This is a genomic window from Alginatibacterium sediminis (assembly GCF_003610775.1).
Classification (GTDB): domain Bacteria; phylum Pseudomonadota; class Gammaproteobacteria; order Enterobacterales; family Celerinatantimonadaceae; genus Alginatibacterium; species Alginatibacterium sediminis.
Genome location: NZ_RAQO01000007.1, coordinates 305 through 18,939, shown reverse-complemented (window position 1 = coordinate 18,939; position 18,635 = coordinate 305). Strand labels below are relative to the sequence as shown.

Here is an 18,635-nt window from a genome sequence, read left to right as displayed (position 1 = left end):
CCAAAATGTTATAGCGTTTTTGCAGCTATTGTTTATCAAAGTGCTTATAAGCATCTTAACTACTAGAACTATTCGGTCTAAGGCTATTGGAGCCAATTGATGCATATCAAATCCTAGCGTGTGGATTAGCCTATATTGATTGTCCGATGTTTGTGATACCAACCTCAAAGCGTGCAATGAGCAAATAGCTTTTATGCTTGTGGAACGCAGATCTTGCGAACTTGTCAGCCCTAATTGGATACTTCTAGAAGGTAAGAATTAGTTATGTTTATTGCCAAACAATCGAAACTAGATGACTACGCCCGTATGTCTGAGTGTGACTTAAACCAAAGACTTGCCGAACTTATCGATAAAGTTTTTGGACTTGAGTTCGACCATTATGAAGTTGCCAAGGAGTCAACTCGAGTTGCGGTAATGCGCTTAGTCACCGATTCGTTGCACCGGCTAGAGCCAACGGCAGAGACCTTGGAAAGTCGAGTACGCATTAACGGTAAGGAATATATCAATCTAGAACTTCCGGATCGTGCTAATCGCTATTTTCTCACCCGGTTACTAGAGCTCGCACCCACAGACAATTATCCCAAATCTGGGCCTGCGTTAATGGTAGCTTTGATGGCCTTAGTGAATACCCAAGAGATAATTGAACAAACTTTACTTAAGGTTAGACACCAAACCTGTCGTGGCGATTATGTATCACGGCGAGAGTCCGAAAGCTGTGCATAGTGAAAATTAGGAAGGTAGGGAGCTAAACAATAAAGGGAAGGTTGTCCCTCAAGAAAAACGCTTCCAGTCTATTGCAAGGCTGGCGTTTTGTGATTTCGCGTTTTGATTTTCTTGAGGTATTCGGGTAACGCTTTCAGTATTTGTTCTTAGTTGATTAAGAGTTCAGACAGAACGAAAGACTGTTGGCGTTGTTGCATTTTTTTATGCGCACGTGCTATTTGGATACGGCGACGTGGCGAATGCCTAAAACAACGTTTACGACTTAACATAGATTTTCTCTTTTTATTATTAATGCGCCTTCAATATAGAAGACGATTATGACAATTACATGAAGTGTCGTTAAATTCAAGTTTTGGGGCATTTATTTAGTCGTACTGGGACTCAGCCGATTTTATAGTGACATATTTCATAGGAATATAGTTTCCCAGCATTTGAATCTAAAGTTTAGCTTCGGAATAGTTGGCCTAGATTCGAAAGCGATTATTGGTCTTTCAAACGCCTTATTCACCCGATTAGCCTGCTATCAAAGCCGGTCATTGGCTGTTTTTTTCGAGCTTATCGATACTGTCGTCTGCTGACTCAATCGGGTCTACTGCTTTTCCCATTTCGTTTTCAACACTTTGGACATCTTGCGTTTCAGCTGAGGAAGCGTCGCTTAGGGTCGTTAATTGAAAATCTAAGTTGAATATTTCATGCCCATATTGCATTCCTTGTTCGGCGGCCGCCATCTGTGATGCTGCCAGTTCAGCAGCTAAATCCAGTTTCTGTTGTTCAAGAATTGCTAGCTCTTCAATACGTTGTTGTTCTTGTTGTTGGTTTAAGAGTAACAACAGGTTTTGATAATACATTTGTATATTGGTGACATAATGGTACGCCTCTTTCCCACGGGCATAGCCGTAACGAGTTTGGCGGTGCCATTTACGCTGCATCAGTAATGGCAGTCGTTCTTTAACCTCATCCCAGCTGTTGTCATCGGCACCTTGCATTCGTGTTAATAAACGAGCGTCGAGTACGTGACCAAAACCTATATTGTAGCTGGCTAAGGCAAACCAAATTTTTTCATCTTCAGGGATGGTTTCTGGCACACGACCGATCAATTGTTGTAGATAAGTTGCACCCCCTCTAATGCTTTGCTCAGGATCGGTTCGGTCCTTAACCCCAACTGATTTAGCGGTAGGGTTGGTGAGCATCATAATTCCGCGGACTCCGGTAGGTGATACCGCATCCGCTTTCCAATGAGATTCTTGGTAACCAACGGCTGCAAGCAAACGCCAATCTAAAGTACCAGCATATTGCTCAAACCAAGCTTGGTATTTTGGCAGGCGGTCGTCAACAGCTCGAACAAATGCGCGAGTATCCACATAGTCAAAGTCTTCGATGTAACTCAAATAGCGCTGATATAGCTTGGCAATGGTTCCGTCAATGTGGCGCTTTCCGACAAAATCCAAAACGGTACTGTAGAAGCTGTCGTCGCGTTCTCGAGACATATACCAGACAATGCCTAGATCTTCCTCTAGGGTTAATGCACTGGACAGTTCTGGATATGAACGGCGTTGGATCATCAGGTTTGAGTCATTGACAAGCGCATAGCTGATTTCTTGCTCGGCTATTTGGCGAAGTAGTTCGTTTTCGTCATAGTCGGCAAACTTAATCTCGATGGTTTCGTCGCCATCTATGCTTTCTTCAAGTAATTGTTCATTGTAGCTGTTTCTTAATAACCAAACGGTATCGTCGATTTCTTCCAAAGTACGTGGGCGGTTAGAGCCGCGGCGATAAACCAGGTGACTATTCACTTTATAAATATGCGGGGAATAGCGAAAGAAAACTCGGTTTTTACGGGTTGGAGAAAGGCCAGCAGCCAATAGATCGACTTGATCGTTGTTCATCGCCTTAAAAAGTTCTTCTTGGCTAATTAACGGGATCATCCGTAATGTCACGCCCAGAGATTGAGCTAATTGCGTAAGTAGGTCGTATTCAAGGCCACTTTCAAGACCATCTTGATTATAGAAGAAGGTTTGATGGCTATAAAGTGTTCCAACCCTTAATTCACCGCTGTCTTTGATCTGGTCTAAGTAGTTAGTTGTAGGCTGGCGTTCGCAGGCTTGTAAAAGCAAAACAACTGAAAACACGGCAAAAAGGCGAACTAAAAAACGCGGCAAATGAATCTCCTTTGATTGTCTTTGTAGATTCTAGAGATATTTGGTTCAAGATCAATGCAATTGATATTAACTCCTAGGTTTACCATCTAGTTGATTTACCCTATAATTCGGCGCAATTTTCCAAGCCATATGGCTTGGGCTCTACCTCCCACCTCCACAGCGGAAAAGCGAGCTTTAACTATGTTGACCTTACGTGGCGCACCAGCGCTTTCAGATTTTCGAGTATCTCAACTGCTAAAGCGTTGTCGCGCTCAGCAGCTTCCAGTGACTAATATTTACGCCGAGTACATGCATTTTGCTGATGTAACCAGCGAACTTAATGGCACGCAAGAGCAAGTTTTAGAACGGCTCTTAAGCTATGGACCGAGCATTGAGGAACATCAACCCGAAGGCTTGTTGTTGTTGATTACGCCGCGCCCGGGTACGATTTCACCTTGGTCATCTAAAGCCAGTGATATTGCACATAACTGTGGTTTAGCCTGTATTGCTCGATTAGAACGTGGTTTAGCTTACTATATTGAACTTAGTGCTGACCTAGATGAAATGCAGTTAAGTACTCTTAAAGCAATGCTCCACGACCGGATGATGGAAGCTGTGTTCTCTCAAATGAGCGATGCGCAAAAGCTTTTCCATGTGGCTAAACCAAGCCCCTTTGTCGCTGTTGATGTACTAGGTGACGGCCGTAATGCGCTTGAGTTAGCCAATCAGAATTTGGGACTAGCATTAGCTGAAGATGAAATTGACTATCTTGTCGATAGTTTCAAAGGCCTTGATCGCAATCCTAACGACATAGAACTAATGATGTTTGCCCAAGCGAACTCAGAACATTGTCGTCATAAAATCTTTAACGCGGATTGGACAATTGATGGCGAAGTTCAGCCTAAATCCTTGTTCAAAATGATTAAGAATACCTACGAGCAAGAAAGCTGTTTTGTGTTGTCGGCCTATAAAGATAATGCTTCAGTAATGGAAGGTTCGAAAGCTGGGCGCTTTTTCCCTAATGCTGCCAGCCATCAATATGATTTTCACCAAGAAGATATTCATATCTTGATGAAAGTTGAAACCCATAACCACCCAACTGCTATTTCTCCGTTTCCAGGAGCAGCAACAGGCTCTGGTGGCGAAATTCGAGATGAAGGCGCTACCGGCATTGGCTCTAAACCTAAAGCAGGTTTGGTTGGTTTCACGGTTAGTAACTTACGCATCCCAGGCTTTGAACAAGCGTGGGAAGTTGAATACGGTAAACCCGCGCGCATCGTCGAAGCTTTAGACATTATGCTCGAAGGCCCTCTAGGCGGCGCTGCATTCAACAATGAGTTTGGTCGTCCTAATATTTTGGGCTATTTCCGTACCTATGAGCAAAAAGTAGAAAGCTTTAATGGCACTGAAGTTCGCGGTTATCACAAACCAATTATGTTGGCTGGTGGCCTAGGTAATATTCGCGGTGAACACGTACAGAAGAAAGAAATTCCTGTCGGCGCTAAGATTATTGTCTTAGGCGGTCCTGCAATGAATATCGGTCTTGGTGGAGGTGCAGCCTCTTCAATGGATAGCGGACAAAGCGCAGAAGATCTCGACTTTGCATCGGTTCAACGTGAAAATCCAGAGATGGAAAGACGATGCCAAGAAGTGATAGACCGCTGTTGGCAGTTGGGTGACGACAACCCGATCGTGTTTATTCATGATATTGGTGCTGGTGGCTTATCAAATGGCTGCCCTGAACTGGTTGACGATGGTGGTCGTGGTGGTCGCTTTGATTTACGTGCTGTTCCAAACGATGAGCCAGGCATGTCACCTCTTGAGATTTGGTGTAACGAGTCTCAAGAACGTTATGTGATGGCTATTCCAGTTGAGAAACTAGATGTCTTTGACCAAATATGTCAGCGCGAGCGCGCTCAGTATGCGGTTATCGGTGAGGCGTTAGAAGAGCGCGACCTGATCTTACATGATAGTTATTTCGGTAACGATCCTATCCGTATGCCTCTAGAAGTGTTGTTGGGCAAAGCGCCGAAAATGCACAGAGATGTTAAGACTGAGCGCTTTACCGGGCCGGCGTTAGATACCTCTTTAATTGAAATCAACGATGCAGCCGAGCGTATTTTACGCCTGCCGGCTGTTGCAGAAAAAACCTTCTTGATCACTATTGGTGATCGCAGTGTTACTGGCCTAGTCGCTCGAGACCAAATGGTCGGTCCGTGGCAAGTCCCCGTTGCAGATTGCGCGGTCACAGCGGCAAGTTACGACACCTATCATGGCGAAGCCATGTCGCTAGGTGAGCGTACTCCAACGGCGCTAATAAGCCATGGCGCATCTGCTCGTATGGCCGTTGCTGAGTCTTTAACTAACATCGCCGCTACCAATATTGGCGATATTAAACGCATTAAGATGTCAGCTAACTGGATGGCAGCTGGTGGCCACCCTGGTGAAGATGCCGGTCTATATGAAGCTGTTAAAGCTGTCGGTGAAGAGCTTTGCCCTGCACTTGGGATTACCATCCCGGTAGGCAAGGACTCGATGTCGATGAAAACTGCATGGAATGAGACCGGTGAAGATCAAGCTGTTACCTCACCACTATCCTTAGTTATAACCGCGTTTGCCCGAGTAGAAGATATCCGTCTTAGCGTCACACCAGAGCTTCGAAGTGACTTGGGTGACAGTAATCTTATTTTAGTGGACTTGGGCCAAAACCAAAACCGATTGGGTGCCAGTGCGCTTGCGCAAGTTTATCAACAGTTGGGTAATGAGGCTGCTGATCTTGACTCCCCGGAGTTAATGCTTGGTTTCTTTAATGCGATGCAGCAATTAACTGCAGAGCAAAAACTATTGGCTTATCACGATCGTAGTGACGGTGGCCTGTTTACGACTATTACTGAAATGGCGTTCGCTGGGCATGTTGGTGTTGATATCAGCTTAGACCAACTCGGAGGCGACAACTTGGGGGCTTTATTTAGTGAAGAGCTCGGTTGTGTTATCCAAGTGCGTAGCGACGATAAAGAAGCGGTCCTTAATTGCCTTGCAGGTCATGGGCTTGCCCATTGCAGTCATGTTATTGGCGAGCTCAACGACACTGACATGATCCGATTCCAACGCGGCGGGGAAATGGTACTTGGAAATAGTCGCACCCATTATCGCGAAATTTGGGCGCAAACCACACTTAGAATGCAAGCACTCCGTGATAACCCTGAGTGCGCCCAGCAAGAGTTTGAATTGAAACTCGATGCCAAAGATCCTGGCTTACATGCAAACTTGAGCTTTGATCCTAAGCAAGATATTGCCGCACCAATGATATTGACAGGTGTACGCCCGCAAATGGCTATTTTGCGAGAGCAAGGGGTTAACTCCCATTACGAAATGGCGGCAGCATTTAACCGCGCTGGTTTTGATGCCATCGATGTACATATGAGTGATGTGCTTGCAGGACGCGTCAGCTTAGATACCTTTGCTGGCTTAGTTGCTTGCGGCGGTTTCTCTTACGGCGATGTATTAGGTGCGGGTGAAGGATGGGCTAAGTCCATTTTGTTCAACGAACGCGCCCGAGCACAATTTGCTAGTTTCTTTGAACGCAGTGATTCGTTTGCGTTAGGTGTCTGTAATGGTTGCCAAATGCTATCAAATTTACATGAGCTTATTCCGGGTAGTGACTTATGGCCTCGTTTTGTCCGCAATAACTCTGAGCAGTTTGAAGCGCGCTTTAGTATGGTTGAGGTGCAAGAGTCTGCCTCTATATTCTTACAAGGCATGCAGGGCAGCCGTTTACCAATCGCTGTGTCACATGGGGAAGGGCGTGTTGAACTTAAATCAGATCAACACCTTGAGCAATTGGCAGCAAGCGGACAAGTCGCTCTTAAGTACATTGATAACTATGGCAAAGTAACGGAAAACTATCCTAGTAATCCAAATGGTTCACCGCAAGGCATCACTGGCGTGACCTCAAGCGATGGACGAGTTACGATTATGATGCCTCACCCGGAGCGCGTGTTTAGAACCGTTGCAAACTCTTGGCACCCTGATCAATGGGGCGAAGATGGCGCTTGGATGCGTATGTTTAGAAATGCACGGGTTAACTTAGGCTAAGCAAGCTTAAGTCATAAAAGCCTAAAAAACCTAGCCTTTGAGCTAGGTTTTTTTTATGTATCAATCCCTGTAGGCTGATGACAAACCTGATGTTGGCGACTATGTTTGAAGTAGTAGATGATAACTAGAGGGCCAACAGCGATGCAATTTGTAGCGCTCATTTATAACCTTGAAAACTACGCTGATGTCGATATGTCAGAATTAATGCAGCAATACCGGGAGTTTGGTCGTGAGGCCAAAAACGCTGGTGTGATCGTCACCGGAGAAGCGCTCCAAGAAAGTAATACAGCCCGATCGTTGAAAGTACGTGAGGGAGAGTCAATTATAGAGCAGGGACCGGTTAAAGACGGTACACAGCAACTTGGCGGATACTATGTACTTGAATGTGAAAGTATGGACAGCGCCTTGCAATGGGCTGCAAAGATACCTAGCGCCCGTTATGGGACCATTGAAGTACGCCCGACCATCAATCTCTAAAAATGGTGGATTTGTATCGCGCGTACTGCCCACCGCGCGATACAAATACCAGATGTTATAGGCCTAAAGTTTAAACTTACGAACTAAGTCATCCAAATCTGTTGCGCGTTCTTGAAGCGTTGCGCTCCCTTCTCGATTAGATATTGCCAGTTGTGCTGATTGACTGCTTTGATCAGCAATGACAACTATGCGTTCTGAAATCTCTTGTCCCACAATACTTTGTTGCTCAGTTGAGGTAGCGATAAGCGCGCTGACATCCATGATTGTTTGTATCGAGTCACGAATTAATTGCAGAGCTTCGCTTGCTGCTTCGGCTTCTTGAACTGTAGTTTCGCCACGTTGACAACTGGACTCCATAGCTAATACGGCCGCGTCAGAAGCTGATTTTAAGGACTCAATCATTTCATGAATTTCGCCAGTGCTTTTTTGTGTGCGGCTGGCCAATTGTCGGACTTCGTCGGCAACCACTGCAAAACCACGACCTTGTTCTCCGGCTCGGGCCGCTTCGATAGCAGCATTTAGCGCCAGTAGATTAGTCTGCTCGGCAATACCTTGGATAACACCTAAAGCAGATGAAATGTTTTGAACATCGCCTTCCAAACGAGAGATTACCTCACTAGCTTGCAATACTTCTGCAGCTAAGGAACGGACTGATGTAGTTGCCGCAGTAACGGTTTGGCTCGCTTGTTCGGAACTATTTTCTGCTGATTGGGCAGAGGAAGCAGCCTGACTTGCATTGCCTGATATTTCATGGGCGGTAGTTGTCATTTGCGTCATTGCTGTTGCCACTTGCTCGGTTTCTTCGCGCTGTGAATGACTCAGGGTATCAACATTGCCAGCTCGTTCGCTCATCAGCGTAGTTTCTGAAACAACATCTTCTGCGACTTGCCGCACTTTGGAAATAATTGTGTGTAAGTTTTCCACAAACGTATTGAAGTTGCTTGATAGTTCGGCAAATTCAGGGATGGTGAATGGCGTCATTCTAGCGGTAAGATCACCATCGCCTTGGGCAAATTTTTCAATGGATGATCGAAACTCATTTAGGGGGCGCATTATACTGCGGGTCACAAACAGACCAAAAACAATCGCGGCAATAACCAACGCTAAACTGAGTAGCGAATCATATAGCGTGCTTTCAGATAAGGATTGATCGCTTTGGGACTTAAGCTCTGCGATGGTTGCATCTATATCATCAATGTAGAAACCAGTTCCAATGACTAAGTCCCATTGGGCTATATAAGTCGCTAATCCCATTTTGGGCAAGGCTTCACTCTCACCGGGTTTGGGGAAGTAATAGTAGGTGAATTCATCGCGTTGGGCTTTAGCGTTGTTGACCAACTCTTGAATAAGGTAGGTACCTTTCTCATCTTTTAGATTCCAAAAGTTGTCGCCAACTCCAGCATCGCTAGCACCGCTGAAAACTCGGTCTCCTTTGCTGTTGTAACCAAAAATGTACCCAGAAGTTCCAAACTTGATTGACTTCAATTGCTCAATGGCTTGCGCTTGGTTGGCGTCATCTCCAAGTAGCGGCTGGATTGCGCTTTGAGCAATTTCCACTTGAGAGCGTAATTCTTGTTGTTTCATGCCCATCATGCGCTCTTGGGTTAACAACATTTGCTTATCATTTAGTTTTTGGTTTTCACTATGATTCGAAACCAACATAGTAATGGCTACAATTAGAATTGGAATAATAGTGAGTGCTAATAGGCGTTGGCGGATATTTAGTTGCATAGTAGATCCTATAGAGTCGGGGATTTACTGGATATAAACCTCACTTATAGAGTAACGGCTGTTGTGTTAATTTTTTTAACAAATCGTCGGAAGTAAGCTGTTTTCTTTTAAATAAGTGAGCTTACTCACTAAAAAAGCAATGTCGTCTCGGTTGACTTGCCTGAAGTTTGGAAATAAAGAGGAGTTGCTTAACTGTTTGTTTAAGAATGCGAAAGAGCACCACGTGGGTGCTCTTTCTTTTAGTGTAGGAGATGCTGCTGCCTACCTTATAGGGTGAATTTCTTAACTAGATCTTCAAGTTCTCCAGCACGGCCTTGTAGTTCAGTGCTTCCGAGACGATTAGAAGCGGCCAACTGAGCTGATTGAGAGCTTTGATCCGCAATGACAACGATCCGTTCAGATATTTCTTGCCCTACAATGCTTTGTTCTTCGGTCGAAGTGGCGATAAGTGCATTCATATCCATAATTGTCTGAATTGACTCACGTATAATCTGCAGTGCATCAGCTGCAGCTTCGGCTTCGTGGACAGTGGTTTCGCCGCGTTCGCAACTTGATTGCATCGCCAAAACTGCAGCATCGGAGGCTGATTTTAAGCTTTGGATCATTTCATGAATTTCACCGGTACTTTTTTGAGTCCGGCTCGCCAATTGTCTTACTTCATCGGCTACGACTGCAAATCCGCGGCCTTGTTCTCCAGCGCGAGCAGCTTCTATCGCTGCATTAAGCGCCAATAAGTTGGTCTGTTCTGCAATGCCTTGTATCACTCCTAAAGCGGAAGAAATATTTTGTACATCGCCTTCTAAGCGACCAATTACATCGCTCGCTTCTGAAACTTCGTTGGCTAATGATTTCACGGAACTGGCGGCGGCATTTACGGTTTGCATCGCTTGTTCGGAGTTGTTTTCTGCAGTTTGTGCAGAGCCAGCGGCTTGATTCGCGTTATCAGAAATTTCATGAGCAGTCGTTGTCATTTCAGTCATCGCAGTGGCAACTTGCTCTGTTTCTTCTCGTTGTGAGCTACTGAGTTGGTCAACATTTTTAGCGCGTTCGCTCATTTTTGAGGTTTCTTCGACAACATGATCAGCAACTTGTTTAACTAAACTTATGATGGAATGAAGATGTTCCACGAAGGCATTAAAGTTATCAGCTAAAACTGCGTATTCAGGAATGTTAGATGGAGCCATGCGCGCGGTGAGGTCTGCTTCACCTGATGCAAATCTAGCGATGGAATCACTAAACTCTTGTAGCGGGCGAATAATGCTTCGATTGATCAGCAAGCCAAAAGCGACGGCAATCAAGAACATAACGATACAGACAATAACAATTTTGAAAATGCTTTGAGCTAAAATCGATTCACTCTGTTGGTCTAGTTCATTAATGACAGCGTCAATGTCGTCGGTGTAAAAGCCGGTACCTACAATTAAGTCCCATTTTGCCAAATAGATTGCGTAACCTAGTTTGGGAAGAGCGTCTGACTCTCCTGGCTTGGGGAAATAATAGGTGGTGAACTCTCTCGAGTTACTTTTAGCCTTATTGATTAGCTCTTGAATGAAAAGGTTGTTTTTTACGTCGCGTAAATTCCAAAAGTTTTCTCCAATACCTTTGTCACTTGTGCCAAGTACCCGACGAACACCTTTAGAATCGTACGCAAAAATATAGCCGGATTTGCCAAATTTAAGGGATGAAAGATGTTCAATAACTTCATCGATGCCAGCATCAGAGGCAAGCAGTGGTGCAATGGCAGACTCCGCCATTTCAACTAAAGAATGAAGTTCTGTCTGTTTCATCTCCATCATTCGGGCTTCAGTTAATATCATCTGTTGGTCGTTTAACTTACGACTTTCACTGTAGTTGACATACAGCATCGAAATCGCAATTAACAATATTGGGATCAGCGTTAAAGCGAGCAGACGTTGGCGAATATTAAATTTCATGGATTAATCCTTTACCAATAATTTACCGGTGATACTTCGTCACAGGTTCTAGTGTGCAGCGTAGTTGATGGTCAAATGCTGTTCTATCTAGGTTTGTACCTATTTAGTGCAGTTTGTGAGCGAAAGCTCATCTACTTGAAAGCTTCTATCAAATACGTTTTCTCAAGGTTAATTTTCCAAGATCGCTGCATTTTGATTTCACGCCTAGAATCGCTCTATTGGCATAACAAACATTGGCCTAAATCAATTTTTTATAAATTAGCGCCTGCTAATGATTGGTCGCAATCACATTTGTTGTAATAAGTGAGCCGTTTTATTTACAAATAGAAAACAACAATACGATTTGAGCTTCTAAAAAGTGAAAGGGCCATGAAGTGATGGTTTTTAAATAGAAGGGGAGCAAGGCGGCTAGGGCAGCCGCCAACGATGTTCGATTAAGGTGCTAACTCAAATTCAATGCGACCGGGTTTAACGTGAATAGCTTTACCAAGGTCTTTGGCTAAGGCTTGCGCTTTGTCCTCGCTATCGAGCTCGTACACAGGGTACTGAGCCAGAACTTGCCCAAGGGCAATGCTGATTGCTGGCAAAAACTGGTTAATTAAACTCTGGTACTGCGCCGGCTTCACTTCTAGTTCTTCGAGTAAAGGATTATCAAGATAGATGGCGGCCTCATCGGCTTGATATCGGGGTTTTGCGCTAAAATGCAATTTAACAGCTAAATCTAGATTTTGGATTGGGCTTTGAAGTTCCATTTGTCCGGCTGCATTTAAGCGGATCCGTTGGTCGTCATTTTGTCCCAATTTGACAGAGGCATCATCAACTTCAATGGCTAAGTTGAATAAACCTGGCAGTCCAACATTTTGCTCAAATCCACTTTGTTCTGCTAAATAACTATTTATTTTTTGCTCACTAATACCAGCGTTGTAACTGCAGGCGCTAATCAGTACTACGCTGGTTAGGATTAATAGTAGGCGCATATTCCCTCGCTTAGATTCTTATTTTTAGAGTTTGTCCTGGCTTAATGTAGTGGTTCTTGTTGAGGTTATTCCATTTTAAAAGCTCGGAAATAGACACTTCAAACTTTTCGGCAATGACCGAAAGTGAATCACCAGATACCACCTCATAATTACGTTGACCTTTATCTGCTGACGCTGTTACTGATGTTGGTTTAACTACTATTTTTTGACCCAGCTTCAACACACTGTTTTTAGTAAGCCCATTCCATTGCATCAATTGACTCGTACTTACTTCATGCTTACGACTGATGCTCCACAGGCTATCTCCACTTACCACTTGATGAGTTACCCCTGAAATGGCCTTTTTATTCGCTTGCGATTTTTTGGCTGCTGCAACTACAAAATCTGGAGCTTGTGGAATTAACAATTCTTGACCGATCTTTAATCGGTCTGACTTCAGGCGGTTGGTTGACTTAAGTTCGGATACTGAACTTTGATGTCTTTGGGCGATAGACCCAAGATTGTCGCCAGAGACGACCGAATAGTATAGGTATTGCATGCGGTCTTTTTGTGGCAGGGACTCTAGCGCTAAAGTAAATTTCGGCGCGCTTTCATAAGGCACCAAAAGATAGTGTGGGCCGGCTGGAGAAGTCGCCCACTTTTTGTGACCAGGGTTCAATTGGCTTAATTGTTCTTGAGTGGCGCCGGTGAGCTCAGAAACTTTTGAAAAGCTTATTTGTCCACCAATTTCAACGCGCTCAAACACAACTTCGTTTGCAATTGCTGGAACCTCGATGTCAAATTCACTTGGGTTTTGTAGGATATAGCTTAAAGCAAGCAGTTTAGGCACGTAAGCTTGGGTTTCACGCGGCAAGTTTAATGAATAGAAATCGATGGGTAATTCTTGTCTGGCATTAGCGCGAATGGCGTTTTGTACCCGACCTTCACCAGAGTTATAAGCTGCAATTGCATGCTCCCAATTACCATCAAAAAATCGGTTCAAGTACTCTAGATAATCTAACGCTGCTTGGGTTGAGGCGTGAACATCACGACGGCCGTCATACCATGAGTTTTGTGCTAAACCGAACCGTTTACCTGTCATGGGAATAATCTGCCAAAGGCCGGCAGCGTGACCACTTGAGTAGGCATCAGGAATAAATGCGCTTTCTACGATGGGGAGTAGAGCAAGCTCCAGAGGCAGGTCGCGTTTTTCTATTTCTTCAACCATGTAGTAAAGGTAAGGTTGGGCACGTCGTGAAATGTGCTTCATATAGCTAGGGTGTTTTTTATACCAGTTAAGTTGGTCTTGAAAACGTTGCTGGCTAACATCAATCTCAGGATTAAGTTGCATGGTAATACGTTGCCACAAATCGCTTTGCTGTTGCGGACTTAAAGTCTTGTTTCCCTTCGTTTTCTGGTTAGCCATCGATTTAGATGATTGGTGGTTCTTTGCCTGCTGGTTTGCAGTATTGTCGGCATTGCCATTATCAACGGTCGTTGTTTGGCAAGCGCTTAAAAGGCTAATAAGAAGAGTCAGATATATGATTTTCATAGGTATTTTATACTTTAAGTTTGGCGCAATATTAGAGATATTGCGCTTGTTTCGCAAGTTACATGCATTCTTAACGCGGCGTTGGTTTTAAAAATCATCTTTCCAACGTCTTAGTTCGGTGAAAAACTCAAGCTCATCGTTAATTGCCCGCTTGCAATGCATTTGAACGGTGGCTTGTAGCTCAGGACTATCCGTGCGTAAAAATGGATTGACCTTTAGCTCTAGATCTAAAGTACTTGGGATTGTCGGTAAACCCTGGTGACGTAATTTGCTGACACGAGCTATGTACGCCGTCAAATCTGGGTTGTGCGGCTCAATCTTGTGGGCAAAGCGTAGATTATCCAAGGTGTATTCGTGAGCGCAATAGATACGAGTGTGGCTTGGGAGCGCGCTAATAATTTTCAGACTTTCGAACAATTGTTTTGCGCTGCCACCGAGTAATCGCCCGCAACCAGCGGAGAATAGGGTATCACCACAAAAAAGGTTGTTTTCAATCATAAAGCCAATGTGGTCGACTGTGTGACCTGAAAAATGCAGAACGTCAAACTTTAGACCAATAACTTCTATTTGCTCAAGTTCGGAGATACTTTCACAATCAAAGCTGTATTGGGGCTTGGTTAAACCATAAACTTTTGCTTGCGGATATTCTTCGAGTAACCTTGGGATCCCGCCATGATGATCGTTGTGGTGGTGGGTCAGTAAAACGCCGCAGAGTTCTAATTCTAAACTTTTGATTCGCTCCAGCACTGGCTGTGCATCTCCAGGATCAACGACAATACATTGTTGACTATTAGAGGCTTTGATTAACCAAATATAGTTATCATTAAAGGCCGGAATCTGAATTACTTGCATTATAACTCCATGATAATTAACAAGTCTTGCTAGCTTTGTTTAGTTTTTGAGTTAACAATATCCTACTGTCTCACAAACGATTAACAAAATGCATCTAGAATGGGTTTGATTATGCGGTGCAACTGGTATGATTGCAAAGACCGGTTTAGCTATTGAGTTGAAATGAAACCCGCTAAAATAAAAGACTTAATCAGCGTCCCAGATTCTTGGGCGAGTATATCGCAGGGCAAAAACTTAGCAGAGCAACAGCAAGCCTTGCTTGATGCTCATTTGCCACGTGTGTTTGGATATCATCTGCTTAAGGTGGGTAACTTAAGCTGCGAATTATCTTGTCATGCCAGTATGATCCGGCATCAACTGAATTTGGCAAAAAACGGTCAATTAGTCGGACTACAAGCCAAACCATCAGAATTACCTTTGCAAGAAAGCAGTATTGATTGTTCAGTATTACTACACGTTTTGGATTATAGCCGCGACCCTCATCAAGTACTCCGTGAAGTAGAACGAGTTCTTACGGCTGACGGCTATATAATTATCAGCGGATTTAATCCTATGAGTTTAGTCGGACTACGGCGTTACTTGCCGTGGCCACGTAAAAGCTCACCTTGGTCAGCACGTATGTTTGGACCTGCGCGAGTTAAAGATTGGCTGCAACTGCTAGGCTTTGAAGTGTTGTATGATGAGCGCTTTGCCTTTACTAGCTTTGTTAATCAGCGCCCGACGCCTGCTTGGTTAGAAAACTGGGGGCAAAATTATGCGCGGCCTTTTTCATCATGCTACTTTATGGTTGCCCGTAAACGACGTTCTCCATTGACACCGATCCGTCAAAGCTGGCGAATCAAGCGTCGAGTATCGGCAACCGCTACAGCAAGTTAGATTTGATCTAAATAACCTTGGTCGACTAGCGTTGCATTGTCGGTCGCGGCTATACGGGCGATGTCATCACAGCGTTCGTTTTCCGGGTGACCGGAGTGACCTTTTACCCACTTCCATTCAATTTGGTGTATTTCACGCGCTTTATCTAGCCTGCGCCAAAGGTCAGCATTTTTAACCGGCTTTTTTGCTGACGTTTTCCAGTCGCGTAATTTCCAATTGTGGATCCACTGCGTAATCCCTTGTCGAACATATTGGCTGTCAGTAGTTAATACCACTTCACAGGCTTGTTTCAGACTTTCTAAAGCAATGATACAAGCCATCATCTCCATTCGGTTATTGGTGGTTAGTTGATAGCCTTCTGCCAATTCCTTTCTATGTCCTTGATAAATTAAAATGGCGCCATATCCGCCAGGTCCTGGATTACCCAGACATGAACCGTCTGTAAATAGTTGCACGTGTTTTGACATCGTCTTTGTTACACTATAAAAAATTTTGTTTAGTTTCGCATAGGTTGCAAGATGAGTGATAGAGATAAGCATCGCTTAGTTATATTTGATACAGAAACCACAGGTATGAATGAGGGCAGTGGCCCCGTTTATATTGGGCATCGAGTCATTGAAATTGGCTGTGTTGAAGTGGTTGATAGGAAATTTACTGGTAACACTTTCCATGTTTATGTTAATCCCCAGCAATTAGTTGACGAAGAAGCTTATCAAGTTCATGGGATCAGCGATGAATTTCTTGCTGATAAACCTTTGTTTGCTTCCGTAGCCGGCGACTTTATCGAGTTTATTCGCGGGGCAGAGCTTGTAGCACACAACGCTAATTTTGATATTTCCTTTTTAGATCATGAGTTTTCTATGATGAACTCTCAAGATCCAATCCGTTGTGCCGATATTTGTACTATCACCGATTCACTATTAATTGCGCGTAAAGGTGAATATCGAGGACGTGAAGTTCAGCAGGCTGGGGCAAAGCCACTTCCTGGACGCAAAAACTTGGATGCTCTAAGTGACTATTATGGCGTGGATAGAAGTTCGCGTACCTATCACGGCGCATTGCTTGATGCTGAGCTACTCGCAGATGTTTTTCTAAAGATGACCGGTGGGCAAAATAAACTTAATTTGCAACTATTACAAAATTCGAACTTCGGCTTAGAGCCGATGCCTGTTGACCTTAAAGGAGGCCATCTTAGCGTGTTGGTCGCCAGTGATGAAGAACAAGCCGCGCATGAAGAGCGTTTAGCTTTGGTCGAGAAAAAAGGCGGTTCGTGTTTGTGGACAAGCTAAGAAATTAGCTTATTTGTTCGGCCCGTGTATAGGTCATAGCCGCTCGACTGATGACATTATGAAAGCTGCTGATATCACGCTTACAGGATTATGGAATGAACCTTAAACAAAGTTTGCGTTGCTTGTTCAACATCGTATTTTTGAGTTTGACATTATTGTGGCCAGCTTTAGCTGCCGACAATTTTAATATCATACGAAACACCGACATTCGCTTACTCGACAACCGTTTTCGTATTGATCCCGGCGTTAAGGAAGCTACATTCCTACTCTATCGCCGTGATAATGCGCCCGCAGCAGTTATCGTACGTCCTGACGGTAGCAAAATACATGCTTGGGACGTGCCCAGTGGTGTAGCTTGGGTTGAAACCGCAAATATGGACATTGTGACTCTAAGCAACCCAGAACCAGGACCTTGGCAAGCTATCGCTAAAAATGACGGCACCAATCGCATCCGGATCTTATCCGATGTTGAGTTAGCTGTGGCGCCTTTTCCTAGATTTTTATTTCAAAATGAACGCCTAAAGATCGAAGCTGTTCTCAGTGATTCTGGGTCTCCGGTAGTCTTAGAGACCATGTTACCTAGCGCCTTTATGCGCCTTAGTCTGTTTAGTGCCTTGGAAATTACTGACGACAATCAAGGGGTAGAAGAAATCGTCATCGGCGAATATCTTGATGATGGTAAAAACTATGATGCTTATGCTCAGGACGGTATTTTTACTGCACACGCGGTAATGGACGTTTTGCCTGGGCGATTTGATTTTGTGGTCTCGACTCAAAATGAAGTTTTTTCTCGAGCTTATCGACAAGCGGTATTTGTTTACCCATCTCCTGTAACCATAACCTTAGAACCGCCTGCGGCTTTTGGCGAAAAAGCAAAATTCAGTTTTGTTATTAATGACGATGAGCTTAACCCTGAAGGCCTCTATTTTGCAGGCAAAGTATTTAACAATGTTGGTTGGGAAGAAACCTTTGAGATTTATCCTGATGAACAACGAACAAGTTTTGATATCCCGAGCTTAGACAAAGATGGACGTTATCGCGTCAGTGTAAGTCTTTTTGGACAAACGATGTCTGGACGTGAAATCGTAATCGACTTAAAGGAACATGCCTTTAAGATTCTACCACCACCGCCGCCGCCACCTGAACCTAAACCGCAAGTCGCCGTTGTGGAGCCAGAACCTGAACCTAGCGTTTGGCCTTGGATTGTCGGCGGCCTGTTAATTGTGTTGTTGCTAGCCGGAGCAATTTTTGGATTTATTTGGTGGCGTAAACGTAAAGCTTATCGCGAAGCATTACGACAAGCGCAAGAACAAGAGCAAGATGACCAGAACGCTAAGGTGCTATCTGAAAATGCCCCAAACATGGAAAACATGCAGCCACTGAAAATTCCTGGTTCAGAATGATGAGTCCCATAAGTTGGCTATTTGGAGTGAGATTGAGTGAAAAATAGCTGCTTTGGTTAAAACTAAGACGCTTAAACGTTTTTTTGAAGAAAAACGCAAAACTTAGTTGACTCAAAAACCCCAAAAACCTATTATCTGCGCCGCACCAGAGAACAGTGTTTCGGAGTGGTAGTTCAGTTGGTTAGAATACCGGCCTGTCACGCCGGGGGTCGCGGGTTCGAGTCCCGTCCACTCCGCCAACTCTTTTCTTAGTGCATTTCAATACAGCGGAGTGGTAGTTCAGTTGGTTAGAATACCGGCCTGTCACGCCGGGGGTCGCGGGTTCGAGTCCCGTCCACTCCGCCAATATTGAAAACAATTTTTTTGAGCGTTATACAGCTGGAGTGGTAGTTCAGTTGGTTAGAATACCGGCCTGTCACGCCGGGGGTCGCGGGTTCGAGTCCCGTCCACTCCGCCAACGTTTCTCTCAAAAAAATAACCACTTTGTAGCGGAGTGGTAGTTCAGTTGGTTAGAATACCGGCCTGTCACGCCGGGGGTCGCGGGTTCGAGTCCCGTCCACTCCGCCAACAAATAACCAGCCTTGTGCTGGTTTTTTTGTATCTGATTTT

General features: G+C 44.4%; 13 protein-coding genes and 4 tRNA genes. 10 read left to right on the top strand and 7 right to left on the bottom strand.

What is annotated here, in order from left to right; translation table 11 throughout:
- The first annotated feature begins 264 nt into the window (after window positions 1-264).
- Window positions 265-723, top strand: coding sequence for a hypothetical protein (locus DBZ36_RS13065; RefSeq protein ID WP_120355409.1), 459 nt, complete (start codon window positions 265-267; stop codon window positions 721-723).
- A 533-nt stretch (window positions 724-1,256) separates the two neighbouring features.
- Here the strand turns inward: DBZ36_RS13065 and mltF are convergent.
- Window positions 1,257-2,882, bottom strand: a complete 1,626-nt coding sequence (gene mltF, locus DBZ36_RS13060) for a membrane-bound lytic murein transglycosylase MltF (protein WP_158589099.1) — start codon at window positions 2,880-2,882, stop codon at window positions 1,257-1,259.
- Between the two features lie 180 nt (window positions 2,883-3,062).
- On the opposite strand from mltF, the gene purL reads away from it, so the two are divergent.
- Window positions 3,063-6,956 carry a phosphoribosylformylglycinamidine synthase gene (purL, locus tag DBZ36_RS13055; RefSeq protein ID WP_120355407.1) on the top strand — a complete coding sequence of 1,298 codons (3,894 nt, stop codon included), beginning with the start codon at window positions 3,063-3,065 and terminating at the stop codon, window positions 6,954-6,956.
- Between the two features lie 141 nt (window positions 6,957-7,097).
- A complete protein-coding gene (locus DBZ36_RS13050) occupies window positions 7,098-7,433 on the top strand; it encodes a YciI family protein (protein ID WP_120355406.1) in 336 nt (111 codons plus the stop codon).
- A gap of 63 nt (window positions 7,434-7,496) precedes the next feature.
- Here the strand turns inward: DBZ36_RS13050 and DBZ36_RS13045 are convergent, their stop codons facing one another.
- From DBZ36_RS13045 to gloB, 5 genes are all read right to left on the bottom strand, one after another.
- Window positions 7,497-9,164, bottom strand: coding sequence for a methyl-accepting chemotaxis protein (locus tag DBZ36_RS13045; protein ID WP_120355405.1), 1,668 nt, complete (start codon window positions 9,162-9,164; stop codon window positions 7,497-7,499).
- A 266-nt stretch (window positions 9,165-9,430) separates the two neighbouring features.
- Window positions 9,431-11,098, bottom strand: coding sequence for a methyl-accepting chemotaxis protein (locus DBZ36_RS13040; RefSeq protein ID WP_120355404.1), 1,668 nt, complete (start codon window positions 11,096-11,098; stop codon window positions 9,431-9,433).
- Between the two features lie 434 nt (window positions 11,099-11,532).
- Window positions 11,533-12,075, bottom strand: a complete 543-nt coding sequence (locus DBZ36_RS13035) for a DUF1439 domain-containing protein (protein ID WP_120355403.1) — start codon at window positions 12,073-12,075, stop codon at window positions 11,533-11,535.
- A gap of 10 nt (window positions 12,076-12,085) precedes the next feature.
- Entirely contained in the window at window positions 12,086-13,606 is a 1,521-nt protein-coding gene (locus tag DBZ36_RS13030; RefSeq protein ID WP_120355402.1) for a LysM peptidoglycan-binding domain-containing protein, read from the bottom strand.
- Between the two features lie 87 nt (window positions 13,607-13,693).
- The gene (gene gloB, locus DBZ36_RS13025; RefSeq protein ID WP_120355401.1) at window positions 13,694-14,458 is read right to left on the bottom strand and encodes a hydroxyacylglutathione hydrolase; all 765 of its coding nucleotides are present in this window, start codon (window positions 14,456-14,458) and stop codon (window positions 13,694-13,696) included.
- Window positions 14,459-14,620: 162 nt separating this feature from the next.
- On the opposite strand from gloB, the gene DBZ36_RS13020 reads away from it, so the two are divergent.
- Window positions 14,621-15,334 (top strand): methyltransferase domain-containing protein, encoded by a 714-nt coding sequence (locus tag DBZ36_RS13020; protein ID WP_120355400.1) that lies wholly within the window; start codon window positions 14,621-14,623, stop codon window positions 15,332-15,334.
- Here DBZ36_RS13020 and rnhA read toward each other — a convergent pair.
- Window positions 15,331-15,801: a ribonuclease HI gene (gene rnhA, locus DBZ36_RS13015; RefSeq protein ID WP_120355556.1), complete on the bottom strand. Its 471-nt coding sequence runs from the start codon at window positions 15,799-15,801 to the stop codon at window positions 15,331-15,333. The two genes, DBZ36_RS13020 and rnhA, sit on opposite strands and share 4 nt — an antisense overlap.
- 51 nt (window positions 15,802-15,852) lie before the next feature.
- Here rnhA and dnaQ point away from each other — a divergent pair, with 51 nt between their 5' ends.
- From dnaQ to DBZ36_RS12985, 6 genes are all read left to right on the top strand, one after another.
- Window positions 15,853-16,623, top strand: a complete 771-nt coding sequence (gene dnaQ, locus DBZ36_RS13010) for a DNA polymerase III subunit epsilon (protein ID WP_120355399.1) — start codon at window positions 15,853-15,855, stop codon at window positions 16,621-16,623.
- Window positions 16,624-16,718: 95 nt separating this feature from the next.
- Window positions 16,719-18,026, top strand: a complete 1,308-nt coding sequence (locus DBZ36_RS13005; protein ID WP_120355398.1) for a hypothetical protein — start codon at window positions 16,719-16,721, stop codon at window positions 18,024-18,026.
- A 162-nt stretch (window positions 18,027-18,188) separates the two neighbouring features.
- A tRNA-Asp gene (locus DBZ36_RS13000) sits at window positions 18,189-18,265 on the top strand.
- Between the two features lie 29 nt (window positions 18,266-18,294).
- Window positions 18,295-18,371, top strand: a tRNA-Asp gene (locus tag DBZ36_RS12995).
- 35 nt (window positions 18,372-18,406) lie between these two features.
- Window positions 18,407-18,483 (top strand) — tRNA-Asp (locus tag DBZ36_RS12990).
- Between the two features lie 33 nt (window positions 18,484-18,516).
- Window positions 18,517-18,593 (top strand) — tRNA-Asp (locus DBZ36_RS12985).
- Window positions 18,594-18,635 lie beyond the last annotated feature (42 nt).

What these genes read in the sequence shown, in the direction of transcription:
- DBZ36_RS13065 (WP_120355409.1), top strand. Translation starts at nt 265, where the DNA reads ATGTTTATTGCCAAACAATCGAAACTAGATGACTACGCCCGTATGTCT.
- DBZ36_RS13035 (WP_120355403.1), bottom strand. Translation starts at nt 12,075, where the DNA reads ATGCGCCTACTATTAATCCTAACCAGCGTAGTACTGATTAGCGCCTGC.
- DBZ36_RS13020 (WP_120355400.1), top strand. Translation starts at nt 14,621, where the DNA reads ATGAAACCCGCTAAAATAAAAGACTTAATCAGCGTCCCAGATTCTTGG.
- DBZ36_RS13030 (WP_120355402.1), bottom strand. Translation starts at nt 13,606, where the DNA reads ATGAAAATCATATATCTGACTCTTCTTATTAGCCTTTTAAGCGCTTGC.
- DBZ36_RS13005 (WP_120355398.1), top strand. Translation starts at nt 16,719, where the DNA reads ATGAACCTTAAACAAAGTTTGCGTTGCTTGTTCAACATCGTATTTTTG.
- gloB (WP_120355401.1), bottom strand. Translation starts at nt 14,458, where the DNA reads ATGCAAGTAATTCAGATTCCGGCCTTTAATGATAACTATATTTGGTTA.
- rnhA (WP_120355556.1), bottom strand. Translation starts at nt 15,801, where the DNA reads ATGTCAAAACACGTGCAACTATTTACAGACGGTTCATGTCTGGGTAAT.
- purL (WP_120355407.1), top strand. Translation starts at nt 3,063, where the DNA reads ATGTTGACCTTACGTGGCGCACCAGCGCTTTCAGATTTTCGAGTATCT.
- DBZ36_RS13050 (WP_120355406.1), top strand. Translation starts at nt 7,098, where the DNA reads ATGCAATTTGTAGCGCTCATTTATAACCTTGAAAACTACGCTGATGTC.
- dnaQ (WP_120355399.1), top strand. Translation starts at nt 15,853, where the DNA reads ATGAGTGATAGAGATAAGCATCGCTTAGTTATATTTGATACAGAAACC.
- DBZ36_RS13040 (WP_120355404.1), bottom strand. Translation starts at nt 11,098, where the DNA reads ATGAAATTTAATATTCGCCAACGTCTGCTCGCTTTAACGCTGATCCCA.
- DBZ36_RS13045 (WP_120355405.1), bottom strand. Translation starts at nt 9,164, where the DNA reads ATGCAACTAAATATCCGCCAACGCCTATTAGCACTCACTATTATTCCA.